Genomic DNA, 16,787 nt, shown 5'->3' with positions numbered 1-16,787 from the left:
ACGGAAAGAGGGGGGTGCCGGAGACATGGCGCGACGACTCGACGTCACCGGGGCCGACGGCGTGCCGCTGGCGGCCTGGGACCACACGCCCGGCCCCACGGGCCGTGCCGGCAGGCGGAACCGGGGCCGGAACCAGGGGCTCGGCCGCGCCCGTGACCTCGGCGGCACCGTCCCCCGGCCCGGCCCGGACGCCGCCCCCCGCCCGGCTCCCCCGCATCCGGACGCCCCGCACCCGGCCCCTCCGCACCCGGTCCCTTCCCCTCCGTCCCCGGACGCCTCCGCCGCGCCCGCCGTGCTCCTCCTCCACGGCCTGATGGGCCACGCGGCCCACTGGGCCGGTGCCGCGAGCCGCCTCACCGGCGGGCACCGGATCGTCGCCCTCGACCAGCGCGGGCACGGCGCCAGCGGGAAGCCCGCCGACGGGCCCTTCACGCGCGAGGCGTACGTGGCGGACGCGGCGGCCGTGGTCGAGCGGCTGGGCCTCGGCCCCGTCACCCTGGTCGGGCACTCCATGGGCGCCCTGACGGCCTGGCAGCTCGCCGCCGACCGCCCGGACCTCGTCCGCGCCCTCGTCATCTGCGACATGCGGGCCTCGGCGCTCGGCGCGGCCTCGCAGCGGGCCTGGCAGGACTGGTTCCGGAGCTGGCCCGTGCCCTTCCCGTCCCTGGACGCCGTGCGCCGCTGGTTCGGCGACGAGGACCCCTGGGTGGAGACCCCGAACCCGGCCCGGGGCGCCTTCTTCGCCGAGGTGATGGCCGAGCACGTGGACGGCTGGCGCCCGGTCTTCGACCCGGAGCAGATGCTGGCCTCCCGGGCGACCTGGGTGCACGACGCCCACTGGGACTCGCTCGCCCAGGTCCGCTGCCCGACCCTCGTCGTCCGGGGCCTGGACGGCGAACTGGGCCGCGCGGAGGCCCAGGAGATGGTCAGGGTCCTCCCGCACGGGGAGTACGCGGAGATCCCCGACGCCGGGCACCTCCTCCACTACGAGCACCCGGACGCGTGGCGCGAGGCCGTGGAGCCGTTCCTGAACGGGGTCCTCACGCCGTAGGCCGGCGCGGGCGGCCCGCCCGGTTCACCAGGCGGGCCGGACCGGCCCCGGCGGGGCGAACCGGGCGAGTTCGCCGACGAGTTCGCCGAAGCGCTCCTCGCCCAGGGCCTCCCGCCAGGGTGCGACGGCGTCCCGGGCCGCCCGGTCGGCGGCGCGCGTGGCGTCCCGCCCCCTCCCGGTCAGCCCGAGGAGCTTGGCGCGGGCGTCGTGGGGGTGCGGGCGCCGCTCCACGTACCCCTTGCGGACCAGCTCCTCGACGAGCTGGGCGGCGGCCTGCTTGGTCACCCCCAGGTGCGCGGCCAGGTCGGCCGTGGTGGCGTCCCCCCGGGAGATCCGGACGAAGGCGAAGCCGTGCGCGGGCCGCAGGTCCTCGAATCCCTGCCGGGCCGTGCGGGTGTGGATCTCCTGCACCAGGTGCCCGGAGAGTGCGAGCACGAGCGAGGAGAAGGCCAGGGCGTCGTCCATGCCCTTGACTATAACTCGACAAGTTGCTTGTCTTTATGGACAAGCAACTTGTCCATAGTGAGGTCGGCATGCCCTTCATCCGCAGCACCGAGGCCGTCGAGCACGAGATCCACGGCGTCCGCTTCGTCTCCTACGTCCGTACGGGCACGGGCAGCCGCGACCTGGCCGCCTGGCGCGGCGAGATCCCGGCCGGCACGGCGGGCCGGGCCCATGTGATCAGTCAGGAGGAGGTGTTCTACGTCCTCTCCGGCCGCCTGCGCCTCACCGTCGACGGCGAAAGCGCCGAACTCGCCGCCGGTGACGCGGCGGTGGCGCCGGCCGGCTCCGAACTGACGGTCACCAACACGACCGACCGGCCCGCGCGCATGTGGGTCACCACCCGCACGGGCCTCACCGCCGAACTGCCCGACGGCACCACCCTCGCACCGCCCTGGGCCGCCTAGGCGTAGGGGCCCGCGGGGTTGTCGACGCGGGTGACGGGTGGGTGTCCGCCGAGTGCGGCGTGGAGCCCAGGCACCTCCACCACACCGGAGGCCTTCACCATGATCAGGACCCGACACCGTTGACAGCGCTCGTGATCCGCGCAGAGGCCGAGGTCATGACCGACCACTGCTGCGAGGCGCTCCTCCCGCGCGATCCGCGAGCACCTGCGCAAGCACGGCACCCGGGCGGTGATCCCGTCCTCGCCCGCCGGCGCACACACCGGCTGCGCCGGGACGGCGGGCCACCGGCCTTCGACCGCAGGGCATGCAAGCTGCGCCCCACCGTCGAGCGGTGCACTGACCGCCCGGAGCGGTGGCGCGGCATCGCCACCCCCTACGAGAAGACCGCCGTCATCCGCCTGGACGGCCTCCATGCCGTGGGCGTCTTCCCCGGGTCCGCCCGACGGCGTGGTCCCGGCCGGTGACCCGGGTGCTGTTCAGCGGCCGATGCCGTCCAGTTCGGCCATGTCGTCGTCCGAAAGGGAGAGGCCGGCGCCCGCGACGTTCTCGCGCAGGTGGGCGGTGGACGAAGTGCCGGGGATGAGAAGGATGTTCGGCGAGCGCTGGAGCAGCCAGGCCAGCGCGACCGACGTGGACGTCGCCCCCAGTCGGTTCGCGACCTGTGAGAGGGCCTCGGACTGCAGCGGCGTGAAGCCTCCCAGGGGGAAGAACGGCACGTAGGCGATGCCGTCGGCGGCGAGGTGATCCATGAGGTCGTCGTCGTGGCGGTGGGCGAGGTTGTACATGTTCTGCACGCACACGATCGGGGCGATGCCGCGCGCCTCGGCGACCTGCTCCCCGGTGACATTGCTGACGCCGAGGTGGCGGATCAGGCCCTCTTGCTGGAGGGCGACGAGCGTCTCGAATGCCTCGGCGATCGAGCCGGCCCGCGGGCCCTGGGCGTCGCCCATGCGCAGGTTGACCAGGTCGAGGGTGTCGACGCCGAGGGATTCGAGGTTTTCATGGACCTGCTTGCGCAGGTCTTCGGGGCGCCGGGCCGTGGGCCAGCCGCCCCGCGCGTCGCGGGTCGCACCCACCTTGGTGGCGATGAACAGCGACTCCGGGTAGGGGTGCAGCGCTTCGCGGATCAGCTCGTTCGTGATGCGCGGCCCGTAGGCGTCGCTGGTGTCGATGTGGGTGATCCCGAGGCTGACCGCCTCGCGCAGCACGGCCAGGGCGCCGTCGTGATCGGCGGGCGGCCCCATGACCCACGGGCCGGCGAGCTGCATCGCGCCGTAGCCGAACCGGGTGACGGACGAGTCCCCCAGCGTCCAGGTTCCGCCGGGAAGAGGTGCGGAGGGCGTGTTCATCGCGGTGCCTTTCACTTCGTGCGAGGGGGTGGCGTCTCCAGCCCCCGTGCACCACTCTCGGAGAGGAACTTCCCGTCGGGAAGTAGGCACTTTGAAGTGCGTAACACTCCAGAAGGTGGGAGGCGGAACCGGTGACGACGAAGGCCGGCAAGAAGGCGCGGGCCAAGGCGGAGTACAACGCGTTCCTGGCGGTGTGCCCGAGCCGTCTGCTCCTGGACCGGATCTCGGACAAGTGGGTCGTCCTGATCCTGTGCGCACTGGGCGGTGAAGCCCCCGAACGGTCCGGCGCACCGCACGCCCCGAAGGCGATGCGCTACTCCGAGCTGGCCCGGCTGTTGGCTGGAGTCAGCCAGAAGATGTTGACCCAGACCCTGCGGGCTCTCGAACGCGACGGCTTGCTCCTCCGCACCGTGACGCCCACGGTCCCCGTCACCGTCACCTACGAGCTGACCGACCTCGGCCTCTCGCTCCACCACCTGACACGCGGGCTCAGGCAGTGGGCCCAGACACACATGGAACAGGTTCTCGCCAACCGCGAGAGCCACGACGCACGAGCTTCCTGAGGGCCGTCCCGTGCGCTCGTGTGGTCGCGGGTGGGCACCAGGGTTCCGTCCACGATCAGTACGGTGTCCTTGCGGAACCGCCTGCGCGGCCGGAGCGCGGGCGACGGGCCGAGGTGGTCGATGACGCGGCCGGCCGCGGACTTGGAGGTGCCGAACGGCGGAGCGAGCTGCCGCAAGGTCGGATTCGTCCGCCAGTACGCAGCCACCAACAACACCCGGTCCTCCGGCGGCAGGCTCCACGGCCGGCCCTTGCGGACCGGATCCGCGCCCTCTCGCCGTAGAGCGGTGAGCGGCTTGCCGAGCTGACGTGGGCTCGGCCCGGTGAACGGGGCTGTCCAGGACGGCTCGGACGCCGTGATCACAGCAGTCGCAGCGAGATCGCCTCAAGGATCGACGCTGTGGAACGATGATCGTCATGGCAGGTCAGATCTGGGTGTCACTCATATCGTTGGGCGGTGTTGTCCTCGGCGGCGTGTTGTCCTACCTCGTTCAGCACAGGACTCAGCAGTCAGCGGAACGCGCCGAACAGCAACGGCAGCGGATCGCGCTGTCGGAGACCCGACGCGCGGAACGGCTGGCGCTGCTGGAGCGGTTCGTCGAGGTATCGGCAGAGGCGGAACGATGCGCCTACACCCGGCCGTCCGGGTGGGAGGACACCGATGACTGGTACCTCACGACCCGGGACGTCATGTACAGGTTGTGGGTCGCGGATCGGCTCCTCCGCATCCAATTCCCCCGGCCCGTGCATGAGGCCGCACACGCGCACTTCCTCGACCTCAACAGGACCGTGTGGCACGGCTTGCCCGACGGTGAGAGCGTGCGGGACCACCTGGAGGACAACCGGTCGGCGTTCCTCGACGCGGCCCGCGAGGTCATGGGGTAGCGCACCGCTGACTCCCGAAGACCTTTTGCGGGACAGCCCTTAGCGCGGCGGCGTTCTCCGTCTCTGCTGCCGGTCGGTGTCCATGCCGCCACCGGCGCGGCCTCGTGCCCGTCGGGCCGGCGGCCGTATCCGCCGGGGGAACGGACGGACGAGCCGGCTCGCTGTCGCGGGGCGGGAGTGCCGGACGAGCCGTTGCCCGTCAGGAGGAGCGGCGCCCGGCTCCCGGTCCGCTGGACATGCTCGCCGTCTGGATCGCCGTCGGCCGGACCGGTCTCGGGCACCAGCGGCTCAGTGGGCGGAACCCGACAGCTGCAAACCGATGACGCCCACGACCTGCCCCCTGTTGATCACGACCGAAGGCGCACCCTAGTAGTACCGGTGGCCCACGGCTTCGAGCAGGGCGACGGCGCCGACGTTGGCCACGGCCGTCGCGAGGAGGTATCCGACGGGCGCCCGGACCCCGGCGCCGGACGTCCTGGTCTGCCACCACACGAAGGCCGCGAGCAGGACGCCGGCGACCGGAAGCAGGACGGCGATGCCCGTGAAGTGCGGAACGGCCCCGCCGATCGCGATGATCCCGCAGGCGCCGAGCAGCACCCCGCGCCCGTCGGAGCGGACACCGGTACGGTCCGGACGGTCGTGCACCAGGGTCGCCGCTCCGATCAGGGCGGCCACCGCGAAGGGGACGACGGCGAACAGGCACGCGCGCCAGCTCAGGTCCGTCGGGAACAGCCAGGACGCCAGCAGGCCGAGCGCCGGACCGCCGCCCGCGATCGCGACGTAGGTCCCGAACGCCGTGCGGCGCTCCCGGGGGTCGGGGAAGGAGGCGGACACCAGGAGCGGCACGGACGACGAGACCAGCGCGGCGAAGGCACCCTGCAGGGCGCGGCCCGTGATCCACACGACGGAGGAGGGCGCCATGCCGCCGAGGACGGCTGCCGCCGCGAACCCCGCCAGGCCGACCAGCAGCGTTCTCCTGCCGCCCAGGAGGTTCGTGACGCGGGAGCCGAACAGCAGCAGGACGACGAAGGCCAGCGTGTAGGCGACGGGCGTGACGTCCAGGTAGACGGTGGAGGACACCTTCATGCCGTCGAGGGGGAGCCTCAGGTCGTCACCGGCTCCCCTCCACATCATCGCCGTGTGGGAGAACGCCGCGTCGAACAGCACGACCGACTGGGCCAGGGCGAGGGCCACCAGGCCCCACCAGCGCCGGGGCAGGGGGATCTCCGGGGCCGGGTCCGGGGAGCGGGCGGGAGCCGTCGGGACGTACGCGGGCGACGGGGGCGCCGTCCGGACGGGCCGGACGGGGGCGGCGGCCGGCCGTGCGGCGACGGCACCGGCGGGAGCCGCATCGGCGGGCGCGGTGGGAGCGGGTACGGCGGGGGCGGGCGGGGCGGGGGCGTAGTCCAGCAGGTGGGCGGCGCGGCGGCCCAGCTGGGCCAGTACCGCCCCCGGCAGCCACTCGCCGTCCTGGTCGCCCGTCGTGCGCGCGGCCACCTCACGGGGGGCGGGTCGCTCGGCCGGATTCTTGTGCAGACAGGCCCGTACGAGGTCGACGAGCGGCTCCGGTACGCCGGTCAGGTCCGCCTCCTCCTCCGCGATCCGGAAGAGGTGCGCGTTCAGACCGCTGTCCGTGGCGCCGAAGAGGAGACGCCCGGTGGAGGCGTAGACGAGGAGCGCGCCCAGGCAGAACACGTCGGACGCCGGGGTGAGTTCGAGGCCGCGCACCTGTTCCGGCGACATGAAGCCGGGCGACCCGATCAGCATGCCGGTGCGGGTGTGCAGACTGTCCCCGGCCAGGCCGTCCATCGCCCGCGCGATCCCGAAGTCGATGACGCGCGGGCCGTCCACGGTGATCAGCACGTTGGACGGCTTGAGGTCGCGGTGGATCAGCCCCGCCCCGTGCACGGCCTCCAGGGCGAGGGCGAGGCGGTTGGCGAGGGTGCGGACGGACCGCTCGGGCAGCGGCCCGAAGTCCCGCGCCACGACGGTGGTCAGGTCGGGTCCGGGGATGTACTGGGTCGCCACCCACGGCACGGCGGCCTCGGTGTCGGCGTCCAGGACGTCCGCCGTCCAGGCCCCGCCCACCCGCCGGGCCGCCGCCACCTCGCGGGCGAACCGCCTCCGGAACTCCGTGTGCTGGGCGTGCTCGGCCTGGACGACCTTGACCGCGACCGTGCGCCCCAGGTCGGAACGGCCCAGGTAGACCAGGCCCATCCCGCCCGCGCCGAGGCGGGCGATCAGGCGGTACGGGCCTATGGACGACGGGTCTTCCTCTGTCAGCTGTTCCACTGCGCTGTTCCCCCTGGCCGGCTGCGGAGTCCTCACCGTAGAACAAGGGCCGGAGCCGTCGGCGCGGATTGCCGGGAGAACCGGGCGGGCCGCCGTCACACCCCCGAGACGAACGCGGCCCAGGCGGCGGGGGAGACCTCGAAGAAGGGAAGGCCGGTGTCCTTGGAGTCGCGGACGTGGACGGTGTGGGCGCAGGTGGCGACCTCGACGCAGGCGCCGCCTTGGTCACCGCTGTAGGAGGACTTCACCCAGGTGACGGCGACCTCGACACAGTCGCCGCCCTGGCCGCTGCTGTAGCTGCTCTTGAACCAGTTGAGGTCGGTGCTCATAGCTCTCGTGCCACCTGTTCGATGATGCGTGCGGATTCCTCCGGGGTGTGGGCCTGCGCCCGCAGGGTGCTGTAGCGGGCGAAGACGTCTCCCACGTCCGGCTGCTCGCTCACAAAGTACCTTCCGCCCTGCCCTTCGACGTAGACAAGTTGACCTCGGCGTTCCTCGGTTTCGAGGAGGATGAAGGGCCCGTTCAACCCGGCGTGGGTCTTCGGGTTCTCCGGCATCACCTGGATCTCGACGTTGCGCAGTTTGGCCATGTCGAGGATGTGGAGGAGGTTCTTCCGGAGGACGTCCTCCCCGCCGAGCGGCTTGGTCAGTGCGGCCTGTTCCAGGACGAAGGTGACCAGTGGCTGGGGCTTGCGGAAGAACAGCTCCTGCCGCTTGAGCCGTGCGGCGACGCCCGCCTCTATCTCGTCGTCCTCCAGCGGCGGGACGGCCGAGTTGAAGACGGCCCGCGCGTAGTCGCCCGTCTGGAGAAGTCCGGGAATCAGGTGGTTCTCGTACCAGTGGATGCCCGCCGCCTTCGCCTCCTCCCACAAGTAGTCCTCGAACCACGCCGCGACACCGCTCGCCGTCACCTCCTCCGCCACCGCCAGAAGTGCACCTTGTGCACGCGTCATCTCGTCCGCGACGACGACGAAGTTGCCCTTCGCGCGCCGTTCCCCGCGCTCGATCATCGCCACCTGGGACTTGGAATATCCGGTCTCCCGGCCCAGCGCCTCCTGCGAGACGCCCGCGCGCTCGCGGTGGAAGCGCAGGAGGGCGCCGAACGCCTTCGAGGCTCCCGGGGCCTTCTTCTTCTCGTGGTTCACACCCGACCTCCCGAGTGCACAGTCCCGCACAACCGGACTGTGTCGCTGGTCACAGGAGACCACGGCCGGAAGGCTGGTCGCATGAATCTGCGCAAGACGCTTGACATCAAGCCCACTTGGGTTCCCCTGAACGGGCACGCCCTCCGGCACGCGGGCGTGCACTTCGACGCCGTGCGGATCGGCGGGTTCCTCGGCGAGGACGTGGCGTACCGCCTGATGGCGTTCACGGACTTCCGGGCGGGGCCGATCGTCCGGGAGGCGAAGGGGGCGCGGAACCTGTACTTCCTGGTTCCGCCGCGCACGGCGGCGGAGTACGTGTGGCCGGCGCCGGTGCGGGCGCTGAGCGGTGGTGGCGGGAGCGAGGCGTACGTGGGGATTCCGGCGCTGCACGGGTCGACGTGGCCGCTGGACTGGCGTTCACGGCCGACGCTCGAAGATCCGTTCGTGGAAACGGAGTTGTTGCATCAACTGGTGAAAAGTGCTGTACGGTAATCGCATCGTCACGCTCTGTAAGAGAGCGGCCCCCGAGGGTGCGCCAACACGCCTCGGGGGCCTTCACTTCTGGCCCCACCAAAGAAAGACCAGAAATGTTTCGTCATGTTATCGCTCCTGTCCGTTCGTACACCAAGGTTGCGAACGAAGTCGTACGCCATCCGCGTCTGAACAGCGACGCCAAGGTCCTCCTCCTCTACGTGCAGGGCCTCCCCGAGGCCGAGGCGGGCAAGTCGCTCGGGGAACACGCGGACGACCTGGGGATGCGGCCCCGGGAGTACCAGCGGGCGAAGAAGGCGCTGGCGGCGGGCGGGTACCTGCACGAGTGGAAGACGCAGGACCACCGGGGCCACTGGAGCACCTCCCAGTTCCTCTCCAACGTCACCCTCACGCGGGAAGAGGCGGCGGCCCTCCGGAACGGCGCACCGGCACGGAAGGCGGAGCGGACCGGCGGACCGAGTGGTGCGAACCCGGCGGTCGGTTCCCCGGGGGCGCGGTCGGTCGGCAGCCTTCCTCCAGGAGACGAAGACTGTGAGAAGACCTTCTCCCACCCACCCACCGAAGAGCCGCCGGGCGAAGAGCCGTCCACCGACGGGCCGTTCACCGAAGAACCCACCGGTGGGTCGTCCACCGAAGAGCCGCCCACCGGGGAACCACCGGCCGGGCCCGAAGTGGAGACGGCCGAACGCCTGCTGCTCTCCCTCCGGCACCAGAGCCGGGACCTGCTGCTCGGTGTCCGGGAGGCCAGGGGCCTCGCCGGGGTGGCGGCGGAGTGGCTGCGGCGCGGGGTCTCCGTGGCGGAGCTGCGCCACGCCCTGACGGCCCACCTGCCCGCCGGGGGCGTCCGGTCGGCGGTGGGGTTCCTGCGCCACCGCCTGACGGAGAAGCTCCCGGCCCCGGCGCCCCGCCCCGAGTGGCAGGAAGGGACGCCCGCCGCTTCCGCCACGGCCCGCGTCCGGAGCGAGATCGTCCTCTGCGAGGGGCCGGGCGACGACCACACCTTCCGCCGGGTCGGCGACGAGACCCACTGCGGTCCCTGCCGCCGGGAGGCGGCCCGGCGGCAGTACGCCCACCGCCACCCGGAGCCGGACGGAAGGCCGGTGTCCTGGCGCGACCGCTTCGGGGAGTACGCCCGCGGGGCCGTCTCCTGAACGGCCCGCCGGGGCGGCGCGGGACGCGTACCGGCCGGTTACCCCTTGCTCACCGCCGTCAGGATCTCCGGCAGCCGGTCCGCCGCGCGCGGGGCCGCCGTCCTGAGGCCCGCCCACAGCAGGAGGGCGCCGTACAGGACGCCGGCCGGGAGCAGGAGCCAGAGGAAGGAGTGCCGGTCGGCGAGGTGGCAGTACAGCGCCGCGCCGATCAGCGGGGCGCACAGCAGCGCGGCCACGAACATGCCGCCGAAGATCGAGATCCAGGCCAGCCCCGCCTGCCCCGGAGCCACGTTCTTGTAGCCGCTGTCCTGGGGGATCGTGTACGGGAAGAGCGCCGAGGACACCGCGCCCGTCCCCAGCATCGCGCCGAGCAGCCCGAGCGCCAGGCCCAGCGCCTCCGGCAGGCGCGACCAGTCGCCCAGGACGGCGGTGGTCACGACCGTGACGAGGATCGCGTACGGCAGGGTGACGGCGAGCATCGCGAGCGCCCGCGCCCGGAGTTCGGCGTACGCGTCGGCCTTCGTCGAGATCGTCTGCGCCACCATCCAGAACGCGGACGAGTCCTGGCCGAACTGGTTGTACATCAGCGTGCCGAGCATGCCGGAGGCGAAACAGGCCCAGTAGACCGAGCCCGCCCCCTGGACCGCGTTGAAGACCGGCACGATCAGGCCGAGGGCCAGCGAGGTCACCCAGGCCGCCTTCGTCTTCGGGTCCCGCCACGCGTACCGCAGGGTGCGCTCCATGACGGTGCCCGTGCGGCCCGCCGGCAGGACCCGGCCGAGGAACCCCGTACCGCCGTCCTCGCGGACGCCCGACGGGGCCGCGCCGATCGTGGAGCCGTCCGGCTCGACCATCAGCCGTTCCAGGCTCCGCCGCCACCAGCGCACGAGCACCGCGAGCCCCGCCGCCGCGAGCAGCAGCCGGACCGCCGCCACCGCGTACGAGCCCTCGCCCGCCGCCTCCACCGCGCCGATCGCCGAGGCCGGCGGCAGCCAGCCGACGACGGACACGGCCGGCGCGATCGAGTCGAGGCCGCCGGGCTGCCCGAGGCGCTGGGCGGCGAAGTTCACGACCTGCATGCCGACCGCGATGACCAGACCGCTCAGCAGCGCCAGGTCGCGCCCCTTGCGGGAGGTGAGGAGCCGGATGTTGGCGGCGGCCACGGCCCGCGACAGCGCCACGCACGTGACCGTCACCAGCGGTACGGCGATCACGGCGACGACCGCCCCGGCCGCGCCGTGCGCCACGGACAGCGCCGCGCCGAACGCCGTGAGGAAGGTCAGCACGGGGCCGATGCCCACCAGCGAGGCCACCAGGAGGGCCCGGATCAGCGGGCGCGGCAGGAGCGGCAGCATCACCAGGCGCGACGGGTCCAGGGTCTCGTCGCCGCTCGGCACGAACAGCGGCACCATCGCCCACGTGAGCGCGAAGATCCCGGTGAGGAGGACCGCGACCGTGCCGGCGGCGGTGCTGCCCCGGAGCGCGACGAAGGCGAGCACGATCCCCGCCGCGAAGAGCAGGGCGAAGACGCCGGAGGCGACGTACGCCGCGGTCCGGCCGCCCGACTGCCGCAGCCCGTTGCGCAGGAGGGAGAGCTTGAGCCGTACGAAGACGGAGGTGAGGGAGGGGGCGTCCCCGGCGGGCGCGGAGGGGACGGGGGGTGCCGTGGCGGTGGAGGCGCTCATCACCGGGCCCCGCCCGTCACGCCCGTGCCCGTGCCCGCCGTACCCGTGTCCGGCGTGCCCGTACTCGTTGTGCCCGTGCCCGCCGGGCCCGTGTCCGTGCTCGTACCCGCCGTACCCGTACCCGTGCTCGTGTTCGTGTCGTCCGGAGCCGTGTCCGTGCCGCCGGTGGTGGTCCCCGTACCGCCGCCACCGCCGTGGCCGCCGCCGCCGCCCAGCCAGTCCAGGGAGTCGCCCGCGCCGCGCTCGTTCGCGCCCACCAGTTCCAGGAACGCCGCCTGGAGCGAGGGCGCCGCGCCGCGCACCTCGGCCAGGGGGCCCTGCGCGCGGATGCGGCCCGCCGCCATCACGGCGACCCAGTCGCAGAGCGACTCGACCAGCTCCATGACGTGGCTGGAGAAGACGACGGTCGCGCCGGACGCGGTGTAGCGCTCCAGGACGCCCCGGATGGTCTGCGCGGAGACCGGGTCCACGCCCTCGAAGGGCTCGTCGAGGAAGAGGACCTCGGGATTGTGCAGGAGCGCCGCCGCGAGCCCGATCTTCTTCCGCATGCCGGTCGAGTAGTCCACCACCAGCTTGTGCTGCGACCCTGCCAGTCCGAGCACGTCCAGGAGCTGGGCGGCGCGCTTGTCCACCTCGGCGCCCGGCAGCCCCCGCAGCCGGCCGGTGTAGGCGAGGAGTTCGCGGCCCGACAGGCGCTCGAAGAGCCGCAGGCCCTCCGGGAGGACACCGATGCGGGCCTTGACCCGGGCCACCGATTCGGGACCGGCCCACACGTCGTGCCCGGCGACCAGGATGCGGCCCGTGTCGGGCCGCAGCAGGCCGGTGATCATGGAGAGGGTGGTGGTCTTCCCCGCCCCGTTGGGGCCCACGAGCCCGATGAACTTCCCGGCGGGCAGGACGAGGTCGATCCCGTTCACCGCCACCTGCTCGCCGAAGCGCTTCCACAGCCCCTCGACGCGCACCGCGGGCGTTCCCCCGTCCCCCGGCGCGGTGTCCGTCGTCCCGAACGCTCCCTCGGATGCCTGGTCGGGCATGTCGCGTCAACCCCCTGGTGGTTCCTGTGTTTTACGGCACCACCCTAAGCTTGCCCTTCGACCTTCCCCCTGCCGCGGGGACCTTGCGGTGAACCGTTTCGGCGCCGGAAGGCCGGACGGGGCTCGCCGCGCGGGCGGGGCTCGCCGCGCGGACGCGGCCGATGAGTTCGGGCGGCGAGGGGAGTCCGAGGGAAGACACCCGATCTCCGGAGGCTGACCCATGGCTGGACCACACGTTCTGGAAACCCGGAAGGACCTGGAGGGAGCGATCCACGTCGAGCGGTCCGCGCTCGCCCAGGACCTCGCCGGGCTCGGCGAGGCCCAGTGGGCGGAAGCGTCGCTGTGCGCACGCTGGACCGTGGAGGAGGTCGTGGCCCACCTGACGGCAGGCGCCCGTACGAGCATGCGGCGCTGGCTGCTGAGCATGCTGGCCGCCCGGTTCGACCCCGACCTGCACAACGACCGCCGGCTCGCGGAGCACCGTGGTGCCACACCCGAAGAGACCCTGCGCCGCTTTCGCGAGGTCGTCGACGGGCGCGCCGGACCCACGGGACACACCGCGGCCTGGCTGGGCGAAACGGTCGTGCACGGCGAGGACATCCGCCGGCCGCTGGGGCTCGTGCGGACGCCTCCGGTCGCCACGACGACCGCCGTGGCCCGGTTCTTCGCCGGCCGCGACTTCACCGTCGCGAGCAAGACCGCGATCGCGGGTCTGCGGGTCGAGGCCACGGACGGACCGTTCGCCACCGGCTCGGGGGACCTGCTGCGGGGACCGACCCTCTCGCTGGTGATGGCGATGGCGGGCCGCGCGGCGGCCTGCGAGGACCTGGAGGGAGACGGCGCGGCGATCCTGCGCGCCCGGCTGGGCTCGGGCGGAAGGGCGAGCTGAGGGCGGCCCTTCCGGGGGCCGGGGCCGGGGCCGGGGGCCGGACGGCCCCGGGAGCGGGGCCCCGTGGGGGACGAAGCCCCCGGACCCTCCCGCGAACGGTTCGGGGGCACGCCCCTCCGCCGGCCTCCGGGCATCGCGACCGATGCCCGGAGAACACCTCCCGAACCCCTCTTCCCTTATGGGGCAAGGGCGTTGGAGGATGCGTCCATGAATCAGCCTGCGGCCGAACCGCCCGCCGAAGCGGCGATCACGTACCTCACGGCGCTCCAGGGAAGACTGGCGGCCGACGGCTGCACGGTGACCCTGCCGCGCTGGAACGACCACCAGGTGGTGACCGGCTTCCGCGCCGACCGCAAGGCCCGCTGGTTCGGGACGAAGGCCGAGCTGTCCGTCTTCGCGGCGGCCGTCCCCGTGATCGACCTGGCCGTCCTGGGGGAGTTCACCGAGTGGGCCATGAGCTACGCCAAGAGCCTGCGCGGCGGGATACCCGGCGCCCGCAACGCGGCCCTGGTGCTTCCCGCCCTGGTGAGCGCGCGGGTCCGGCCCGAGGCGGCCCGGTGGGCCGCCCAGGACGCCCGGGTCCTCGACGCGACCCTGATCGGCCGCCCCCTCACGGTCGAGACCGCCCCCGACGCCGTACGGACCACGATGTACCGGGGGCGGACCGTCTGGGGCGGCATGTTCACGGGCCACGTACTGGAGAAGGCCGCCCTGTACTTCCCGTGAGCGCCCGGCGCCCCCGCCCGGGCTCCGCGCGGCTCCCGGACTCCGGCGCACCCGCCCGGGCTCCGCGCGGCTCCCGGACTCCGCGCGGCTCCCGGGCTCCACACCGCTCCCGGACTCCGCACGCGATCTCCCGGGCTCCGGCGCGCGGCTCCCGGACCTCCGGGCTCCGGCGCGCGGCTCCCGGGCCCCCGGGTCACCGCGGGCGGGACCTCGCCTCCGCCGCCTCCCGCCCGCACGCGTACGCGAGGGCGCTGATCAGCTCCTCCGCGTCGGGCAGCCAGCGGTTCGCCGGGGTGGGGCGGCGCGCCCACTGCACGGCGCCCCGGCCGCCGACCCGGGTGGGCGGGGCCGCCACGTAGTGCCCCTCGCCGCGCGTGACGAGGTCGAGGGAGGCCGGGACCCAGCCCAGCCCGCGGACGAGGTCCGGGACCTTGGCGGCGGCGCCGGGCAGGACGAAGAAGTACATCCGGCGGTCGGGGGAGCAGGTCACCGGGCCGAGGCCCAGCCCCATGCGCTCCATGCGGGCGAGCGCGAGGAAGCCCGCCGACTCGGAGACCTCGATCGCGTCGAAGGAGCGGCCGGCCGGCAGCAGGATCGAGGCCCGGGGGTGCTTCGACCACATCCGCCGGGCGCCGGCGCCGCTGCCGGTCGCCTGGGTCGACCAGTCGGGCCGGACCGCGTGGGCGCCGGGCAGCGCGCAGTCGTCGGCGCCGCAGGAGCAGCGCTCCCGGCCCTCCGCGGCCTCCAGCCAGGTGCCGGGGAACACGTCCCAGTGCCGCTCTTCCGCGTACCGCACGGCATGGTCCAGCAGCGTCTCGCCGCGCTGCTGGGGGATCTGTGCGGCTTCCGTGACTGCGATGGTCTTTTCCACGATAAGCACAACTCTCCCCGCCACCCGGGGTTACGGGCACGGCGGAGAAGCGGGACGGGGCACCGGCCCCGCGCGCGGGACGCACCGGTGCGATGCCGGCGCGGGCGGCGCCCGGCGGGAAGACCGGCCCGCACACGGGGCGCACCGGTGCACGGACGGGGGCGCGCGGAGGGGGCGGGGAGCCGTGGCGGGTACGCACCGGTGGACGCGTCGGAGAGGGCCCGTGGCCGACGTGTCCGGTTTCGCGCGTTCGCATCGGCATTGACCGGATATCCGCCGGGCAGTGATCCCTTCTCCAGCGATCACGCACGGCTTCAGGGGGTACTCATGGCAGCCAGGCCACTCATTCCGCGCCAGCTCAACGAACGGCTCCAGGCGCTCATCCAGGAGGCGGGCTGCTCCAACGCCGGCCTCGCCCGCAGGGTCAACACGGTCGGCGCGGAGCGCGGCCTCGACCTGCGGTACGACAAGACGTCCGTGGCGCGCTGGCTGCGCGGGCAGCAGCCGCGCGGCCGGGCACCCGGGATCATCGCGGAGGCGCTCAGCCGCAAGCTGGGCCGCACGGTCACGGTCGACGAGGTCGGCATGGCCGGCGGCCGCAACCTCGCCGCGGGCGTGGGGCTCCGGTTCGCGCCGACCGTGCCCGGGGCGATCGAGCAGGTCTGCGAGCTGTGGCGCAGCGACGTGGGGCACCGGGACTTCCTGTCGGGCTCCGCGGTGGTGTCCTCCGCCCTGGTCGAGCCGAGCCGGGACTGGCTCATCACCAGCCCGGACAGCCACGTCGCCCGCACGGCGGGCGCCCGCGTCGGCGTCTCGGACGTGGCGGCGGTACGGGAGACGACGGCCTCCCTGGTGGACCTCGACCGGCGCTTCGGCAGCGGGCACGTGCGCCCGGTGGTGGTCCACTACCTGGACAGCGTGGTGGCCGGGATGCTGTCCGGCTCGTACCGGGAGGCGGTGGGCAGACAGCTCTTCGGGGCGGCCGCCCGGCTGACCGAACTCGCCGGGTACATGGCGGTGGACACGGGCGAACCGGGCCTCGCCCAGCGGTACTACATCCAGGCGCTGCGGCTCGCGCAGGCGGCCGGGGACCGGGGGTACGGCGGCTACGTGCTCGCCGCCTCGATGAGCCACCTCGCCGCGCAGCTCGGAAACCCCCGGGAGATCGCCCAGTTGGCGCGGGCGGCGCAGGAGGGGGCGCGCGGGAAGGTGCCGCCCCGGGCGGAGGCGATGTTCCTGGCGGCCGAGGCGCGCGGGCACGCGCTGATGGGCGACGTCCGCGCCTTCGAGACGGCGGCGGGCGGCGCCGCGCGGGCCCTGGAGCGGGCCGACCCGGAGGCGGGGGACGAGCCCGCGTGGATCGCCCACTTCGACGGGGCGTACCTGGCGGACGAGATGGCCCACTGCTACCGGGACCTGGGACGCGCGGAGGAGGCGGCGCGGGCCGCGGAGGAGTCGATCGCCGGGCACCCGGCGACGCGGACGCGGCGGCGGGCGATCGGCCTCGCCCTCCTCGCCTCGGCGCGGGTCCAGCAGCGGGAGGTGGAGGAGGCCTGCCGGACGGGCGCGCGGGCGCTCGAACTCCTGGGCACGCTGCGCTCGTCGCGGGGCGCGGAGTACCTGGAGGACCTGAAGGAGCGCCTGGAACCGTACGCGGGAGAGCCCTCGGTGCGGGAGTTCGGGGTGCGGATGGAGCTGCACGCGGCCTAGAGGCGGTGACCCGCGGGGCCGGAGACGGCCGGGGCGCCC

17 protein-coding genes and 2 pseudogenes are annotated in these 16,787 nt (G+C 73.6%); 10 read left to right on the top strand and 9 right to left on the bottom strand.

What is annotated here, in order from left to right; translation table 11 throughout:
* Positions 1–25: 25 nt before the first annotated feature.
* Entirely contained in the window at positions 26–1,051 is a 1,026-nt protein-coding gene (locus ACZ3IL_RS05265) for an alpha/beta fold hydrolase (protein ID WP_467386683.1), read from the top strand.
* A gap of 24 nt (positions 1,052–1,075) precedes the next feature.
* Here the strand turns inward: ACZ3IL_RS05265 and ACZ3IL_RS05260 are convergent, their stop codons facing one another.
* Complete coding sequence (locus tag ACZ3IL_RS05260; protein ID WP_467386681.1) at positions 1,076–1,516, bottom strand: MarR family winged helix-turn-helix transcriptional regulator; 441 nt, start codon at positions 1,514–1,516, stop codon at positions 1,076–1,078.
* Positions 1,517–1,584: 68 nt separating this feature from the next.
* Here ACZ3IL_RS05260 and ACZ3IL_RS05255 point away from each other — a divergent pair, with 68 nt between their 5' ends.
* Both ACZ3IL_RS05255 and ACZ3IL_RS05250 read left to right on the top strand, forming a co-directional pair.
* Entirely contained in the window at positions 1,585–1,959 is a 375-nt protein-coding gene (locus tag ACZ3IL_RS05255) for a cupin domain-containing protein (protein ID WP_467386832.1), read from the top strand.
* A gap of 131 nt (positions 1,960–2,090) precedes the next feature.
* Complete coding sequence (locus ACZ3IL_RS05250; protein WP_467386679.1) at positions 2,091–2,423, top strand: hypothetical protein; 333 nt, start codon at positions 2,091–2,093, stop codon at positions 2,421–2,423.
* A gap of 12 nt (positions 2,424–2,435) precedes the next feature.
* Here ACZ3IL_RS05250 and ACZ3IL_RS05245 read toward each other — a convergent pair whose 3' ends face one another.
* Entirely contained in the window at positions 2,436–3,308 is an 873-nt protein-coding gene (locus ACZ3IL_RS05245) for an aldo/keto reductase family oxidoreductase (RefSeq protein WP_467386677.1), read from the bottom strand.
* Positions 3,309–3,439: 131 nt separating this feature from the next.
* Here ACZ3IL_RS05245 and ACZ3IL_RS05240 point away from each other — a divergent pair, with 131 nt between their 5' ends.
* Positions 3,440–3,871: a winged helix-turn-helix transcriptional regulator gene (locus tag ACZ3IL_RS05240; protein WP_467386675.1), complete on the top strand. Its 432-nt coding sequence runs from the start codon at positions 3,440–3,442 to the stop codon at positions 3,869–3,871.
* 11 nt (positions 3,872–3,882) lie between these two features.
* Here ACZ3IL_RS05240 and ACZ3IL_RS05235 read toward each other — a convergent pair.
* A pseudogene (locus tag ACZ3IL_RS05235) lies at positions 3,883–4,233 on the bottom strand (helix-turn-helix domain-containing protein); the annotation flags it as partial.
* A 44-nt stretch (positions 4,234–4,277) separates the two neighbouring features.
* On the opposite strand from ACZ3IL_RS05235, the gene ACZ3IL_RS05230 reads away from it, so the two are divergent.
* Positions 4,278–4,754: a hypothetical protein gene (locus ACZ3IL_RS05230; RefSeq protein ID WP_467386673.1), complete on the top strand. Its 477-nt coding sequence runs from the start codon at positions 4,278–4,280 to the stop codon at positions 4,752–4,754.
* A 366-nt stretch (positions 4,755–5,120) separates the two neighbouring features.
* Here ACZ3IL_RS05230 and ACZ3IL_RS05225 read toward each other — a convergent pair whose 3' ends face one another.
* The 3 genes from ACZ3IL_RS05225 to ACZ3IL_RS05215 form a co-directional block, all read right to left on the bottom strand.
* The gene (locus ACZ3IL_RS05225; protein WP_467386671.1) at positions 5,121–7,046 is read right to left on the bottom strand and encodes an MFS transporter; all 1,926 of its coding nucleotides are present in this window, start codon (positions 7,044–7,046) and stop codon (positions 5,121–5,123) included.
* A gap of 95 nt (positions 7,047–7,141) precedes the next feature.
* On the bottom strand, positions 7,142–7,375 hold the full coding sequence (locus tag ACZ3IL_RS05220; RefSeq protein WP_467386669.1) for a DUF397 domain-containing protein: 234 nt from the start codon (positions 7,373–7,375) through the stop codon (positions 7,142–7,144).
* A complete protein-coding gene (locus tag ACZ3IL_RS05215) occupies positions 7,372–8,190 on the bottom strand; it encodes a helix-turn-helix domain-containing protein (protein ID WP_467386667.1) in 819 nt (272 codons plus the stop codon). Before ACZ3IL_RS05215 ends, ACZ3IL_RS05220 begins: the two co-directional genes overlap by 4 nt.
* Before the next feature lie 81 nt (positions 8,191–8,271).
* Here ACZ3IL_RS05215 and ACZ3IL_RS05210 point away from each other — a divergent pair, with 81 nt between their 5' ends.
* Positions 8,272–8,682 carry a hypothetical protein gene (locus ACZ3IL_RS05210; protein WP_467386665.1) on the top strand — a complete coding sequence of 137 codons (411 nt, stop codon included), beginning with the start codon at positions 8,272–8,274 and terminating at the stop codon, positions 8,680–8,682.
* 95 nt (positions 8,683–8,777) lie between these two features.
* Positions 8,778–9,833: a hypothetical protein gene (locus ACZ3IL_RS05205; RefSeq protein WP_467386663.1), complete on the top strand. Its 1,056-nt coding sequence runs from the start codon at positions 8,778–8,780 to the stop codon at positions 9,831–9,833.
* A 38-nt stretch (positions 9,834–9,871) separates the two neighbouring features.
* On the opposite strand, the gene ACZ3IL_RS05200 is transcribed toward ACZ3IL_RS05205, so the two are convergent.
* Positions 9,872–11,518 (bottom strand): transporter, encoded by a 1,647-nt coding sequence (locus ACZ3IL_RS05200; protein WP_467386661.1) that lies wholly within the window; start codon positions 11,516–11,518, stop codon positions 9,872–9,874.
* Positions 11,519–11,718: 200 nt separating this feature from the next.
* Positions 11,719–12,552: pseudogene (locus ACZ3IL_RS05195) on the bottom strand (ABC transporter ATP-binding protein); the annotation flags it as partial.
* Positions 12,553–12,772: 220 nt separating this feature from the next.
* Here ACZ3IL_RS05195 and ACZ3IL_RS05190 point away from each other — a divergent pair.
* Both ACZ3IL_RS05190 and ACZ3IL_RS05185 read left to right on the top strand, forming a co-directional pair.
* The gene (locus tag ACZ3IL_RS05190; RefSeq protein WP_467386659.1) at positions 12,773–13,441 is read left to right on the top strand and encodes a maleylpyruvate isomerase family mycothiol-dependent enzyme; all 669 of its coding nucleotides are present in this window, start codon (positions 12,773–12,775) and stop codon (positions 13,439–13,441) included.
* Between the two features lie 207 nt (positions 13,442–13,648).
* Positions 13,649–14,167: a hypothetical protein gene (locus tag ACZ3IL_RS05185; RefSeq protein WP_467386657.1), complete on the top strand. Its 519-nt coding sequence runs from the start codon at positions 13,649–13,651 to the stop codon at positions 14,165–14,167.
* 193 nt (positions 14,168–14,360) lie between these two features.
* On the opposite strand, the gene ACZ3IL_RS05180 is transcribed toward ACZ3IL_RS05185, so the two are convergent.
* A complete protein-coding gene (locus tag ACZ3IL_RS05180) occupies positions 14,361–15,047 on the bottom strand; it encodes a bifunctional DNA primase/polymerase (protein WP_467386655.1) in 687 nt (228 codons plus the stop codon).
* A 318-nt stretch (positions 15,048–15,365) separates the two neighbouring features.
* Between ACZ3IL_RS05180 and ACZ3IL_RS05175 the strand changes: the two genes are divergently transcribed.
* Positions 15,366–16,748 carry a transcriptional regulator gene (locus tag ACZ3IL_RS05175; RefSeq protein ID WP_467386653.1) on the top strand — a complete coding sequence of 461 codons (1,383 nt, stop codon included), beginning with the start codon at positions 15,366–15,368 and terminating at the stop codon, positions 16,746–16,748.
* Positions 16,749–16,787: the final 39 nt, after the last annotated feature.

The organism is Streptomyces sp. NPDC014907, assembly GCF_055562975.1.
Note: the sequence above shows the minus strand (reverse complement) of the source record. Positions and strands in the feature narration are given on the sequence as shown.

Excerpts from the sequence above, each read along its gene's own strand:
- ACZ3IL_RS05230 (WP_467386673.1), top strand. The coding sequence starts at position 4,278 with ATGATCGTCATGGCAGGTCAGATCTGGGTGTCACTCATATCGTTGGGC.
- ACZ3IL_RS05220 (WP_467386669.1), bottom strand. The coding sequence starts at position 7,375 with ATGAGCACCGACCTCAACTGGTTCAAGAGCAGCTACAGCAGCGGCCAG.
- ACZ3IL_RS05245 (WP_467386677.1), bottom strand. The coding sequence starts at position 3,308 with ATGAACACGCCCTCCGCACCTCTTCCCGGCGGAACCTGGACGCTGGGG.
- ACZ3IL_RS05210 (WP_467386665.1), top strand. The coding sequence starts at position 8,272 with ATGAATCTGCGCAAGACGCTTGACATCAAGCCCACTTGGGTTCCCCTG.
- ACZ3IL_RS05260 (WP_467386681.1), bottom strand. The coding sequence starts at position 1,516 with ATGGACGACGCCCTGGCCTTCTCCTCGCTCGTGCTCGCACTCTCCGGG.
- ACZ3IL_RS05190 (WP_467386659.1), top strand. The coding sequence starts at position 12,773 with ATGGCTGGACCACACGTTCTGGAAACCCGGAAGGACCTGGAGGGAGCG.
- ACZ3IL_RS05175 (WP_467386653.1), top strand. The coding sequence starts at position 15,366 with ATGGCAGCCAGGCCACTCATTCCGCGCCAGCTCAACGAACGGCTCCAG.
- ACZ3IL_RS05185 (WP_467386657.1), top strand. The coding sequence starts at position 13,649 with ATGAATCAGCCTGCGGCCGAACCGCCCGCCGAAGCGGCGATCACGTAC.
- ACZ3IL_RS05265 (WP_467386683.1), top strand. The coding sequence starts at position 26 with ATGGCGCGACGACTCGACGTCACCGGGGCCGACGGCGTGCCGCTGGCG.
- ACZ3IL_RS05205 (WP_467386663.1), top strand. The coding sequence starts at position 8,778 with ATGTTTCGTCATGTTATCGCTCCTGTCCGTTCGTACACCAAGGTTGCG.
- ACZ3IL_RS05200 (WP_467386661.1), bottom strand. The coding sequence starts at position 11,518 with ATGAGCGCCTCCACCGCCACGGCACCCCCCGTCCCCTCCGCGCCCGCC.
- ACZ3IL_RS05255 (WP_467386832.1), top strand. The coding sequence starts at position 1,585 with ATGCCCTTCATCCGCAGCACCGAGGCCGTCGAGCACGAGATCCACGGC.